The 13,723-nt window shown below is 43.6% G+C and carries 11 protein-coding genes and 1 tRNA gene; 2 read left to right on the top strand and 10 right to left on the bottom strand.

The features are described from left to right. Positions 1-169: 169 nt before the first annotated feature. Positions 170-1,462: a nucleotidyltransferase gene (locus tag WMO37_RS04080; protein ID WP_349154359.1), complete on the top strand. Its 1,293-nt coding sequence runs from the start codon at positions 170-172 to the stop codon at positions 1,460-1,462. 46 nt (positions 1,463-1,508) lie between these two features. Here WMO37_RS04080 and WMO37_RS04075 read toward each other — a convergent pair whose 3' ends face one another. The 9 genes from WMO37_RS04075 to WMO37_RS04035 all read right to left on the bottom strand — a co-directional run bounded on the left by WMO37_RS04075 (position 1,509) and on the right by WMO37_RS04035 (position 11,812). Next, the gene (locus WMO37_RS04075) at positions 1,509-2,018 is read right to left on the bottom strand and encodes a DNA-deoxyinosine glycosylase (RefSeq protein WP_349154358.1); all 510 of its coding nucleotides are present in this window, start codon (positions 2,016-2,018) and stop codon (positions 1,509-1,511) included. Between the two features lie 15 nt (positions 2,019-2,033). Continuing rightward, a complete protein-coding gene (metF, locus tag WMO37_RS04070) occupies positions 2,034-2,894 on the bottom strand; it encodes a methylenetetrahydrofolate reductase [NAD(P)H] (protein ID WP_349154384.1) in 861 nt (286 codons plus the stop codon). Between the two features lie 181 nt (positions 2,895-3,075). Further along, a complete protein-coding gene (locus WMO37_RS04065) occupies positions 3,076-4,440 on the bottom strand; it encodes a PFL family protein (RefSeq protein WP_022432168.1) in 1,365 nt (454 codons plus the stop codon). 106 nt (positions 4,441-4,546) lie between these two features. Continuing rightward, positions 4,547-4,819 (bottom strand): ACT domain-containing protein, encoded by a 273-nt coding sequence (locus WMO37_RS04060; RefSeq protein ID WP_022432169.1) that lies wholly within the window; start codon positions 4,817-4,819, stop codon positions 4,547-4,549. 42 nt (positions 4,820-4,861) lie between these two features. Continuing rightward, entirely contained in the window at positions 4,862-5,659 is a 798-nt protein-coding gene (locus tag WMO37_RS04055) for an MBL fold metallo-hydrolase (protein ID WP_022432170.1), read from the bottom strand. A 38-nt stretch (positions 5,660-5,697) separates the two neighbouring features. After that, positions 5,698-7,857: a cell division FtsA domain-containing protein gene (locus WMO37_RS04050; RefSeq protein WP_349154357.1), complete on the bottom strand. Its 2,160-nt coding sequence runs from the start codon at positions 7,855-7,857 to the stop codon at positions 5,698-5,700. 52 nt (positions 7,858-7,909) lie between these two features. Next, positions 7,910-8,503, bottom strand: a complete 594-nt coding sequence (gene coaE, locus WMO37_RS04045; protein ID WP_022432172.1) for a dephospho-CoA kinase — start codon at positions 8,501-8,503, stop codon at positions 7,910-7,912. A gap of 166 nt (positions 8,504-8,669) precedes the next feature. Next, positions 8,670-11,369 carry a DNA polymerase I gene (polA, locus tag WMO37_RS04040; RefSeq protein WP_022432173.1) on the bottom strand — a complete coding sequence of 900 codons (2,700 nt, stop codon included), beginning with the start codon at positions 11,367-11,369 and terminating at the stop codon, positions 8,670-8,672. A gap of 26 nt (positions 11,370-11,395) precedes the next feature. Next, the gene (locus WMO37_RS04035; protein ID WP_022432174.1) at positions 11,396-11,812 is read right to left on the bottom strand and encodes a zf-HC2 domain-containing protein; all 417 of its coding nucleotides are present in this window, start codon (positions 11,810-11,812) and stop codon (positions 11,396-11,398) included. A 139-nt stretch (positions 11,813-11,951) separates the two neighbouring features. On the opposite strand from WMO37_RS04035, the gene WMO37_RS04030 reads away from it, so the two are divergent. Beyond that, a tRNA-Leu gene (locus tag WMO37_RS04030) sits at positions 11,952-12,035 on the top strand. Positions 12,036-12,179: 144 nt separating this feature from the next. Here the strand turns inward: WMO37_RS04030 and glgA are convergent. Next, positions 12,180-13,616, bottom strand: a complete 1,437-nt coding sequence (gene glgA / locus WMO37_RS04025) for a glycogen synthase GlgA (protein WP_227089392.1) — start codon at positions 13,614-13,616, stop codon at positions 12,180-12,182. Between the last annotated feature and the right edge of the window lie 107 nt (positions 13,617-13,723).

The following is a 13,723-nucleotide window of genomic DNA, read 5'->3' as shown; positions in this document are numbered from 1 at the left end:
GCCATCCTTTATGATACGGTATTTCTTAGATATCAGGGTCAAAAGGTCTAAACCCACATGAGCTTGCTCATAAGTGGGTAAACGACCTTGTGACCCGCCCCCATATCTTTTTTAGTACAGCAACTCAGATACTACAAACACAGGGCATTTGCCCGGATTGGAGATTTTTATGAAAGCGGTCGGACTGATTACGGAATACAACCCTTTTCACAACGGACATCTATATCATCTTCGGAAAGCCGTAAAAATGACACAGGCAGATGTGTGTATCGCCGTCATGAGCGGAAATTTTGTACAGCGCGGCGAACCTGCCATGATTCATAAATATGCCCGCTGCCGCGCCGCTGTTGACTGTGGTGTGAATCTCGTTGTTGAACTGCCATCCTTTTATGCACTGTCCAGTGCAGAATTTTTTGCAGACGGCGCAGTTCAGGTCTGTGATGCCCTTGCTGTTTCGTCATTGGTATTTGGCAGTGAATGTGGTGAACTTACACCTCTGCAGGCAGCTGCTGATATTCTTGTGCGTGAACCGGACGATTACAGACAGGCTTTAAAAAATGCACTTGCCACCGGAAAAACATTTCCACAGGCACGGCAGGAAGCCCTGATACACTGTCTTAAAGTGTCAGGACATCGCGCTTCTGCCGGTAATGCTTTGGCTCTTCTTCCTCATGAGGAGCTGTTGGAACTGCTGGCAAATCCCAATAATATTTTAGGCATTGAGTATTTAAAAGCCCTGCAAAAACATCACAGCCCTATTACACCTTTTACCCTAAAGCGCGCCGGAGACGGCTATCACAAAGAAACACTGTCCGGAAGTGCCGCATTTTCAAGTGCCTCGGCTATCCGAAAGCAGTTTACAATATCGGATAATGCAATGCAGGATTCTTTAAAGCAGGCACTCCCACAGCCGATGCTTGAAGCACTCCATGCCGGCCACAATCAATATATGCCGGTTGTTTTAGATGATTTTACCACATTTTTGCAGTACAAACTGGCTGAAATCTTTATGAAAAATCCGGCTAAAAACGACTGCATCCAGGCGCTGTGCGGTTATGCCGACATCACGCCGGAACTTGCAAGCCGCATTATCAGTTTGCATGCACCTTCTGACACTTTTTCACAACTGGTTTTGAAGGTAAAGAGCCGTCAGTATACGTATTCCCGTGTCTGCCGCTGTCTAATGCACATTGTATTAAATATTGATGCCGGTATGCCGGAAAGATACCGCACACTGCCTTATGTGCGCATTCTGGGATTTGATAAAAAAGGACAGGATTACCTTTCTTTTATCAAGAAAAGCTGCCCTGTCCCGCTGATTACCAAAACCGCCGCTTCAAAAGCGCTGCTTGGTGATGATATTTTTAGTACCAATATTTATAATCTGGCTGTTTGCCGGAAATTCGGCACAATAATTCCCGATGAATTTCATCAAAAAATTTATATTAATCCCCGTTTCTAAGCAGCCTGTTTCGAAGGGTCGATGAGAAATTCTCGAAGGCGGTTTCTCATCTGTCATCACAGATTTTTTCAAATAATTCCCGGTAAGCCGCCGTCAGCCGGGCAAGATTCCAAGCCGCATTTGCCGGGCTGGTTGACGGCATTTTTATAATTTCCCGCTTTGTAACCGGATATACGTATTTCTGATACAGTTCATATGCCTTTGTACCGTTTGCAGCTACCGCCAGAAGGTGTGTACGTGCAAAAAGCTCCGTAAAATCATTCGGCACAACATCTGTGATACTGCTGTCTGACGAACCTTCAATACTGCAGCTGTGAATCACATCCCAGACCGCAATATGATTTTCCAAAAGAAAATTCTTTTTTTCTTCAATCGTTTGCGGCTGGGTCGAATCCGTGACTGCCGCCATCACTTTCCAGAAACGGTTCTGCGGATGTCCGTAATAAAAATGATTTTCTCTGGATTTTACAGAAGGAAATGTTCCCAAAATCAAAATTTTTGAATTCTCATCGAAAACCGGTTCAAATGTATGTGTAATATTTTTAAATTCCTGCATACTTCTATGCCTTTCCTAAATCAAATGCTGGATTCCTGCACAGATTTTCTTCGCCACTTCAGGATTGTTCATTGTATACAAATGGATTCCATGCATATCATTTGCCAGCAAATCCAGAATCTGGTTCACCGCATAATAAATACCCGCTTCCATCATTGCCGGTTTATTATCGGCATAGCGTTCCACGATTTTTTGCAGGGAATCCGGCAGAGTCGCCCCGCACATTTTCACCATACGCTGAATCTGTGCGGCACTGGTAACCGGCATAATGCCCGGTGTCACCGGCACGGTAATCCCGTTATTTTTACAATCGGAAGCAAAATCATAAAACAGGCGGTTGTCAAAAAAGAGCTGGGAAAGCAATAGTTCCGCCCCTGCGTCAACCTTTGTTTTTAAAGCTTTTAATTCCTGCATATGACTTTCCGACTCCGGATGGTCTTCCGGATAACACGCTCCTGCAACGCAGAAATCGCCCTTTTCCTTCATATATGTAATCAAATCTGACGCATGTTTAAAATCTTCCTTTTCGGGAATATCAGGATTTCTGTCACCACGCAGTGCAAGAATATTTTCAATGCCCTCTGCCTGTAACTGTCTTGCAAATTCGTCAATTTCCTGTCTGTCATAGCAAAGGCAGGTCAGATGAACGACCGGCTCAATATGATAATCCTCTTTGATTTTCTTTGCCAGTTCTATTGTTTTATTTTTATTGGCACTTCCGCCCGCACCAAAGGTCACGCTGATAAAATCCGGCTGTACCTCGCACAGTGCTTCCAATGTGCGGTCTATATTTTTTAATTCTTCTTCCTTTTTCGGCGGAAATATTTCAAATGAAAGTACCGTCTTTTTATTTTGATAAATTTCTGTCAATTTCATAACCTGTTCCACCTTATCTGCATATAAATGCCGGCATTTTCCTGCCCACTGTCTTTTCATCCATGCCATAATCTGCATTTCTTTGCGGTCTTTGCATTTTTACAGAAAGGCTGCCGAAAAAACTATGGTCAGAACGCATCCCCAACTGTTTTTTCCTGCAGCCTGTCATCTGTTAAATCATTTAGTTTTTAAAGCTGTGAATTGGAGCCGGGATTCTACCCTGTCTGTTCACAAATGCGGAACAGTCAAACTGATTAACCGGCATAATTGGCGCATAACCTAATAAACCGCCAAATTCAACGGTTTCTCCGACACCTTTTCCAACAACCGGAATCACACGGACCGCAGTCGTCTTCTGGTTTACCATACCAATTGCCGCTTCATCTGCAATAATACCTGAAATCGTTGTTGCCTTTGTATCTCCCGGAATTGCAATCATATCCAGTCCTACAGAACATACGCAGGTCATCGCCTCCAGCTTTTCAATGCATAAAGAACCGTCAAGCACTGCATCAATCATCCCCTGATCTTCGCTGACCGGAATAAATGCACCACTTAATCCGCCGACATAAGAAGATGCCATAACGCCACCCTTCTTTACCTGGTCATTTAACAGGGCAAGTGCCGCAGTTGTACCCGGCGCACCGGCTCTCTGTAAACCGATTTCCTCTAAAATGTCGGCAACACTGTCACCGATTGCCGGTGTCGGTGCAAGCGACAGGTCGATAATACCAAACGGTACACCAAGACGCTTAGAAGCTTCCTGTGCAACCAGCTGGCCGACACGCGTAATCTTAAATGCTGTCTTTTTAATCGTTTCGCAAAGCACTTCAAAGCTTTCGCCGCGGACCTTTTCAAGTGCATACTTTACAACGCCCGGACCGCTGACACCCACATTGATAATCGCATCATCTTCAGATACCCCGTGGAATGCACCTGCCATGAACGGATTGTCGTCCGGTGCGTTGCAGAGTACTACCAGCTTTGCACAGCCTAAAGAGTCTGCATCTTTTGTCTTTTCTGCGGTTTCTTTAATGATTTCACCCATAAGACGGACTGCATCCATATTGATGCCGGTCTTTGTTGAACCGACATTAACAGAGCTGCAGATTAATTCTGTACTTGCAAGTGCTTCCGGAATAGAACGGATTAACAGTTCATCACTCTTTGTCATGCCCTTTGACACGATTGCAGAATAACCACCGATAAAATTAACGCCAACCGTGTGAGCGGCGCGGTCAAGTGTCTTTGCAATCGTTACATAATCCTCCGGTGTCTTACAGGCAGCTGCACCGACCAGTGAAATCGGTGTAATTGAAATTCTCTTATTGACAATCGGCACACCGAATTCTCTTGCGATTTCTTCACCTGTCGATACTAAATCCTTTGCCAGTGTTGTAATCTTACGATAGATTTTCTCATTGACTTCATCGAGATTCTCACTGGCACAATCTAACAGATTGATACCCATTGTAATCGTTCTGACATCAAGATTTTCCTGTTCTACCATTTTATTTGTTTCGTTGACTTCAAAAATATTAATCATGCGCGTATTTGCCTTTCCCATAAAATATTGTTACTAATCCTCATTTCTGAGCAGCCTGCTGCGAAGATACGATGAAAAATCAGCACATCAGTGTGATTTTTTCGCACTAAATTCTGTGCATCATATCAAAAATTTCTTCCCGCTGACACTTAATTGCAACACCGATTTCTTCTCCCAGCTTGTCTAAATCTGTAATCACTTCATCATAGGTCTTTGCAGAAGCGCCGGTATCAACAATCATCATCATGTTAAAATAACCTGATACGATTGTCTGTGAAATATCAAGAATATTAATCTTTGTTTCTGCAAGATATGTACAAACCTTTGCAATAATTCCTACGGTATCTTTTCCTACTACTGTAATAACGCACTTTCTCATAATTCCTCCATTCCGCCTTCCGGCATAAAAAAAATGTATTTTTTAAAGTGTGATGATTCTGGAAGGTTCGCTGCGTTTTGCGACCTCTATATCAAAATCTTTTGCTTTATAGCCGTTTTCACTCATATCAATCTCAAGCCGCACCGTTTCAAATGCCAGCTTGTCGTAATTGTTTTCTTTGCTTAAATGTCCAAGCAGCACGGTATTTACATTATCGTTTAACAAATCGTTAATGAGCTTTCCCGACACTTCGTTGGACAAATGTCCCTTATTTCCAAGTATGCGCTGCTTTAAATAGTACGGATAACTTCCGACCTGCAGCAGGTTCACATCGTGGTTCGCTTCAACTAACATTGCCTGCGAACCGGTAAGATTATTTACAATATAATCATCATAATATCCGAGATCCGTTATCACGCCCGCCTTTTTTTCACCGCACGTCACCGTATAAGCAACCGGTTCTTTGGCATCGTGGGATACCCGGAACGCATGAATCTGTAAATCATCAATGCAGATATCACTGTCCGGCTCAATCACCCGAAACAGTTCTCCCGGCAGTTCACCAAGCGTCCCTGCCTCAAAAATGCCGTCGCGTGTTCCTCTCGTGGAATAGACCGGTACCTTGTCTTTTCTTGTCAGCACCCCCAGCCCTTTAATATGGTCGCTGTGTTCGTGGGTTACAAATACGGCCGAAATGTCATTGACACTTAAATCCGCCGCTGCCAGTCCTTCCAGTATCTTTTTACGGCTTACGCCTGCATCTATTAAGATATGCGTATTGTCTGAGCCAATATAAATGCAGTTTCCGCTGCTTCCACTGGCTATGGACATCATTCTCATAGTATTCTCCATTCCGCGTGATTCTTCACACTTCTCCTTTACTGTTCCCAGTATAAATCGACGACATCACCGTCATGCAAAGGTGCCGTATAAATGCCTTCCTGTCCGTTTAACTTTAAGACGATATTTCCCTTTGGCTTGGATAAATCAAATTCATAATACTGGAACAAATCTACCAGAATATAATCCTTTTTGCCTGTCAGCCGTACCGGCTGTCCGTTAATCAGAATTGTAATATTCCGAACTGCCTGTGATGACATACCCTGCACTTCCTGCGCGGCGGTATCCGTTGAACCAGTCTGCGTTCCGGCATTTTCGCCCGAAAGTGATGTATCATCATCTGCCCGTGAATTCCCTGCGGTATCAGCTATATCTTCTGTCTGTTCCTCTGTATCATATCCGTCATTTTCTTCGGATGTTTCTTCGTAACCCGCATGTTCTGTAATGGCAGAGGTCTTGACACTAAAATTCTCATAAACCTTTGTATCTTTGTCTGCCAGTTCATTGTTGACATACACATCATATCCGGTAATATCGTAATCCATAAATTCAAACAGCTGTGCCACGGTATAGAAATTCTCCATCTGAATCTGATCGCCGTCCTGAATATCGTAAAAACCCGATTTCAATTCGCCGTTGACGTATGCAAATTTCGGACACGGCACACGCTTACCGTTTACAATAAATTCTATCGTTGCCTGAAATTCCTCCAGCTGTTCAATCGTCATATGCGCCGGTTCACCCACGCCGGATTCCTGCACCGTAATAATATCATTCTGTTCAATCCGCGCATTCAGATTGGTCTGTCTGCCGTTTAACTGTACAACAGCGCCTTCTCCCGCCTGTCCGCGTACCAGCCTCATCTTTCCGTTTACGGTAAAATTCAGCTCTTTTCCTCTGCGTGGAAACAGCTTTTCATTCGGAAAACCAACCTGCATAACCGCATCTACAATTGTCAGCTTGTCATTATCGTATAACTTCACACGTTCATTATTGACATTGACAAAAATAAAGTTGTTCTTCTGTGTATAATAATTCGTACAGATACCGACCGGTGTTACATACAGCGAATCCTTTTTAAAATTATCCACCATAAATTCCACGGTTGTCAGCACTTCCGGTCCACGGACTGCCACACGTTCCTTCTGTATTCCGAGATACTCGGCAACCTTTTGTGTATATCCGGCAATCTTTCCACCGCCGCCCACAACAAACACTGCACTGACCGGCTTTCCTCCATTTAATTCAATAATCTTATCCGCTGTGTCTTTTGCCATGGTATCAACGACCTGATTGGCTGTCTTTATAATATCTGCCGACGGGATGGTCTGTTCCAGTCCCATAATATCTGCAAATGTCACTGTACCCTCTGCATTATCGCTTGCCAGTTTTTTAATTTTATCTGCTGTGTTAAAATCAACAAGATAAGTTTTTGCAATAATTTCTGTAATTTCATCCCCCGCAAACGGAATCATGCCGTACGCAATGATACTTCCATCTTTTGTAAGGCAGATATCGGACGTTCCCGCACCGACATCAATCAGACCAATATTTAAAAGCCGGTACTGTTCCGGAATTGCAATATTCATGGCGGCAATTGGTTCGAGTGTCAGGCTTGCCACTTTTAATCCGGCATACCCTACCGCTTCATACAAGCCGTCTACAACTTCTTCCGGCAGAAATGTTGCAATCAGTTCCACGCTGATTTTATCTGCCTTGTGTCCTTCAAGATTTGTAATATCAAATCCGTTCAACCGGTAATTGACCGGCGTATTGCCGACACAATAGAAGCGGATTTTGTCCGATTCCCGGTTAATCTGCATATGCGCCTTTTCAACTGCCAGCAGATTTAAAGAATAAATGTGTTCCTGTGTTACTCTCGTCTCTTCCTCGAATGCATATTCTGCCGTTGCATTGACCGTACGCAGTACACGTCCGGCAGCTGCAATACAGACGTCTGAAAGCTGTCTGTCCAACTGTCTTTCCAAATCATTTTTCACTTTACGGATTGTATCTCCGACTTTATATATATCATGTATCTGTCCATCAAGCATTGCCCGCGTTTCATGCTCCTGTTGTGCCATTGCCACAACATGAAAGCCCTTTCTGTCCTGAAAGCCCACAACGCCAACGATGCTTCTTGTACCAATATCCAGTCCAAATACCAAATCTTCCTGAATAGCTGCTGTATTTTGCATAGGTACCTCCACTTATCATTTCGACTAATTTTGTCAAACTGCTACAAGAATATCACATTTGAAGCAATTTCTCAAGCTGTGACAGCGTAAAATCCAAATCTTTGCTGTTGTCAACCGTATGCGCACATGCTTTTGCAAATTCTTCTTCGGTCAGCTGGCTCTTTAAAATGGAATCTATTTTCTCATCCGTATATCCGCGGCTTGCCTTCAAACGCTCCCTGCGCAGGGTTTCCGGCACATAAATATACCAAAACTCGTCACAGACCGTCTGATAATGGTCCTCAATCAAAAGTGCCGCTTCAACAAAGCAGTATTCATACGTATCTTCTGCCTTTAGACATGCAATCTGCTCCATAATTTTCTTTTTTACCAGCGGATGGGTAATGCTGTTTAACACAATCCGCTTGTTCGGATTGGCAAACACCACGGCTGCAAGCTTTTTTCTGTCAATCGTGCCGTCAGGCAGCAGTATTTCCTCTCCGAAGAAGTCCACAACTTCTATAAAAGCCTTCCCGCCCGGTTCCATCAACTGCTTTGCCACATCATCCGCCTTTATAATATATGCCGAAAAATTTTTCTCCAGCAAATCCAGTACCGTGCTTTTGCCCGAACCGATTCCACCGGTAATTCCAATTATCTTTTTCATACTACTCCCCATTCCGCAGGCATTTTAATGCCGGAGGAATCGCGAGCTAAATGTCAGATTTAGCTCTGCGATAAAAACTATTTTGTGACGCCTGCGGCACAAGATAGCCAACGTCAAGTTACACTTGACGTGTGAAAAATAAACGCATCAGCGTTATTTTTTCACACTAGTGGGCCTCCAGCCAGTTCTTTCCTTCTTTCAAATCCACTTCCAGTACCACTGCAAGCTTTGCCGCATTTTTCATGGCATCCGTCATGAGCTGCTTGACTTCTTCCACCTCATCCTGATGCGCCTCTACGAGCAGTTCATCATGCACCTGCAAAATCAGACGGGATTTTAAGCCGCGTTCCTTTAACCGGTTATAGACTTCTATCATCGCGAGCTTGATAATATCCGCCGCCGTTCCCTGAATCGGTGCATTCATGGCAACACGCTCACCAAATGAACGCTGCATGAAATTGCTGGACTTAATTTCAGGAATCGGACGTCTTCTGTTAAACATCGTCAGCGAATAACCGTGTTCCTTTGCAAAAGCCACCAGCTCATCAATATAAACCTTAATCCCCGGATAGGCTTCAAAATATTTTTCAATATACTCTGCCGCCTGCTTCTTTGAAATGCTTAAATCCTGGCTCAGTCCGAAAGAGCTGATACCATAAACAATGCCGAAATTGACCGCCTTTGCGTTTCTTCTCTGTTCCGGCGTTACCTCGTCAAACGGCACATGAAAGACCTGCGAAGCAGTTGTTCTGTGAATATCCTGTGCGGAATTATACGCTTCTATGAGTTTCTCATCACCGGACATGTGTGCAAGAATCCGCAGTTCAATCTGTGAATAATCAGCATCTAAAAAGACATAGCCGTCCCTCGGAATAAAGACCTGACGAATCTTTTTGCCAAGCTCCATGCGGATTGGAATATTCTGGAGATTCGGCTCGGTACTGCTGATTCTGCCGGTTGCCGTAATTGTCTGGTTAAACGTGCCGTGGATTCTGCCATCCTCCTGAATGTAGCCAGCCAGCCCGTCTGCATAGGTGGATTTCAACTTTGTCATCTGACGGTAATCCAGTATTTTCTGAACCACCGGATACTCCGGTGCCAGCTTTTCCAGAATATCTGCCGCCGTGGAATAGCCGCTTTTGGTTTTCTTTCCGTTTGGCATGCCCATTTTTTCAAAAAGAATCACACCAAGCTGTTTTGGCGAATTGATATTAAACGTTTCTCCGGCATCGGCATAAATCTCCTGCTCCAGTACCGCAATTTTTTCACCGAGCATTGTGCCGTATTCTTTTAATGCAGCACTGTCCACGCGGATTCCCTCTGCCTGCATTTCATAAAGCACAAATACGAGCGGCATTTCAATATCAAAAAACAGCGACCGCATATTTTCTTCTTCTAAGGCCTTATAAAGCGGTTTCCACGCCGCCATTGCAATATAGCTTTCCATGCAGAGTAGTCTGCAGAGCGTTTCCTGCTGTGTGTCCGCTGCCTCGGCTAAGGTTGTTTTTCCGAGCAGTTCTGCCCTTGAATTAAGTGTCAGCCCGCAGAAATCTTTTGCAATTGTATCATAAGTATATTCTTGATTTGTCGGATTTAATAAATATGCTGCAATCGCGGTATCAATAAATTTATCCTGCGATACCTTTAACCGGGTATCCTTGCTGTCTCCCGGACAATTTCTGAACAAATCCAGCTTTTCTTTTAATGCCATTACCGCAATCTGACGGGACGGACACTGCTGTACCAATTCTGAAAGCTTGTCTGTCAGGTATTCCTGTGTCACAAAACCCGAAACCGGAATGTAAGCGGTTTTTTCGGGACTGACCGCAAGGGAAATGCCGTATAAAATGCCCTTTTCAACTGCCGCCGCAAAACCGATAACCGCATTTTTATCTGTACGTACCTTGTTCTGTGCCTGTGCAAAAAGTTCTTCCACTTCCGAAAATTCCGTCACACATGTAAAATACCTGTCTGCTTCCAATGTAATTCCGGTATCTTCCTGATTAAAACGCTTTAAAAAGGATTTAAAATTAAACCGCTTAAACAGTTCATATGCTTCCGGCGTGTAATATCCGCCGACTGCCGCATTTTCAAGATCATAATCGACCGGTACGTCAATATCAATCGTTGCGAGAAATTTGCTTAATTTCACCTGTTCTACATTTTCACTGATGGATTTTTTTGCCTTCGGCGGCTTTAATTCGTCAAGGTGTTCAAAAATTGTTTCGATATTGTGGTACTGTGTAATCAACGCCGAAGCCGTCTTTGGACCGACCCCCGGCGCACCCGGAATATTATCCGAAGTATCACCCATCAGCGCTTTCATATCAATAAATTCAAGCGGTGTCACACCGTAGAGTGTCTCCACGTCCGCCGGAAGATAATCCTCTACTTCCGTGACACCTTTCTTTGTCTTTGGAATACGGATTTTAATGTGTTCTTCCGCAAGCTGCAATAAATCCCTGTCCCCGCTGATAACGGAAACGTCCAGCCCTTTTGCCGCGGTTTTCTTGGCAATCGTTCCCAGTAAATCGTCTGCTTCGTAGCCCTCTTTTTCTACAATGGTAATCTGCATGGCGCGCAGCAGTTCCTTAATCAGCGGAACCTGCTGTTTTAACTCCGGTGCCATCGGTTTTCTCGTTCCCTTGTATGCCGCATATTCCTTATGCCGGAAAGTCGGTGCACTCAGATCAAACGCAACCGTGATATAATCCGGTTTTTCCTCATCAATAAACCGGAACATGATATTTAAAAATCCATACAGCGCATTGGTATGGATTCCCTCTGCATTGGTTAAATCCGGCACTCCGTAAAATGCCCTGTTTAAAATGCTGTGTCCATCTATTAAAATTAATTTTTTACGCAAAATAGCCTCCTGCTGTTGTTACATTCTTAGTAATACCGGATAATTATCCATAAAATCAGCGTGAGTAGCATGCACAGGTTTGCCACATACCAGCATAACCGCACAAAACGATTCCACGATTTCAATTTTTCCAGTTTTGCACGGCTGTTTTTCAGCTTTAATTCAACCAGTCCTTTAAAATCATACTGTTCCACCAACTTCTGATAACATTTAGCCACGACAGCCGTATTTTCATCTTCACTTAATCCATAGGCAACAATGTAATAAATTTCAAATTCTTCCCTACAGTCCTTACATGATTCTACATGCTGTATAAAAAATTCCTCCTGTTTTATATCCAGCTGACCATGGTCAAATTTTCCAATCATTTTCTGGACTTTTTTACAATCTGCCATGTCTATACTCCATTCTGCCGCACCGGCGGTATCCATGCTCTTTCTCATCTTTTATCCGTAACTCTATTAGAGTACCACAATCCGTTCTTTTTTTCCACCTGCATTGCCATATTTTTTCAAAAAGGTGTTGATTTTAAAAAATGAATGTGTTATGATTCTATAGTCGCGTTATTAAAAACGCATTTCAGCCGATGTGGCGGAATTGGCAGACGCAGCAGACTCAAAATCTGCCGGTGGCAACATCGTATGGGTTCGAGTCCCATCATCGGCATACAGCTTCCCTGACAGTAAGTGGTCAGGGAAGTTTTTTTATTGTCCGGTCAGACTTTCGGATATCCACGGCGTGTGCCGCAGACCACCGCCAAAAAAGCCTGCATACAGAATTCATAACTGTATACAGGCTCTTTTTATCTTTTTATAAATCTTTATACAATTGTTCGTACTTTCTTGCAGAATTATCCCATGAAAAATCTGCCGCCATGCCACGGTCAACAATCTTGTTCCACTCACGCTTATGGTTGTAATAAACACTCTTTGCATAATTGACAATGCTAAGCATTTCGTGGGCATTGTAATTTGCAAATGAAAATCCTGTTCCAAGATTTTCATATTCATTGTACGGTTCAACCGTATCCTTTAATCCGCCTGTTTCTCTTACAATCGGAACCGTTCCGTAACGCAGGCTGATTAACTGGCTGAGTCCGCATGGCTCAAACAGGGACGGCATTAAAAACGCATCACATGCCGCATAAATCTTATGTGCCATTGGTTCTGAATAGTAAATATTGGCTGATACCCTGTCATGATACTTCCAGTCATAGTGTCGGAACATATTTTCATATTTTTCATCACCCGTACCCAGCACAACCAGCTGCACATCTTCGGTACAGAGCTGTTCCATCACATAAGCCACAAGATCAAATCCCTTCTGGTCTGTCAGACGGGACACAATGCCAATCATGAATTTCCCCTTATCCTGTGCCAGTCCGAGTTCTTTCTGTAATGCCACTTTGTTCTTCCACTTTTCCTTCCGGAAGGTAATCTGATTGTACTTTGCATCCAGATTCTCATCGGTTTCCGGATTGTAAATTTCGTAATCAATGCCATTTACAATACCTCGCAGACAGTTTGAACGCGCCTGCATCAAGCCTTCAAGATGTTCCCCGTAAAACGGTGTCTTAATCTCCTCGGCATAGGTTGAGCTGACAGTCGTTACCATATCCGCATAGACGATACCGCCCTTTAAATAGTTGGCATCCTTATACGCTTCCAGCTTATCCGAAGTAAAATAGCTGTCCGGAAGACCTGTAATATCTTTGACTTTCTTCAAATCCCAGATTCCCTGAAATTTCAGATTATGTATTGTCATCACAGACTTTACACCCTGATAAAATTCGCCCTGTGCAAACCGCTCCTTTAAATAAACCGGCACCAGACCTGTCTGCCAGTCATGGCAGTGGATAATATCCGGCCGGAATCCCAGTGTCGGAATTGCCGAAAGCGCCGCTTTACTAAAGAACGCAAACTTTTCAATATCTTCATGAATCCAGCTGTACGGCTTCGGTCCCGAAAAATAAAATTCGTTATCAATGAAATAGAATGTAACGCCCTGATATTCCATTTCAAAAACACCGACATACTGTGTGCGCCATGCAAGGTCGATATAAAAATGTGTCTTATAGACCATCTTTTCCCGATACTCCCACGGAATACACGTATACTTGGGAATCATCACCCGCACATCAAATTCATCCTTGTTAAAATACTTTGGCAAAGCTCCCACAACATCTGCAAGTCCCCCTGTTTTTATAAATGGAACCGCTTCTGATGCAATAAATAAAACATTCTTCATACCTATCTCCATTTCTGAGCGAGTTATTTTTAAGAGGATATCTCCCGCTTTCGCCCGGAAGCAAAGAGCCTCATATTTTTTCTTATCCACATAGTACAAAAGTGCAG

It is taken from the genome of Lachnospira intestinalis (genome assembly GCF_040095895.1).
GTDB lineage: Bacteria > Bacillota > Clostridia > Lachnospirales > Lachnospiraceae > Lachnospira > Lachnospira intestinalis.
Note: the sequence above shows the minus strand (reverse complement) of the source record. Positions and strands in the feature narration are given on the sequence as shown.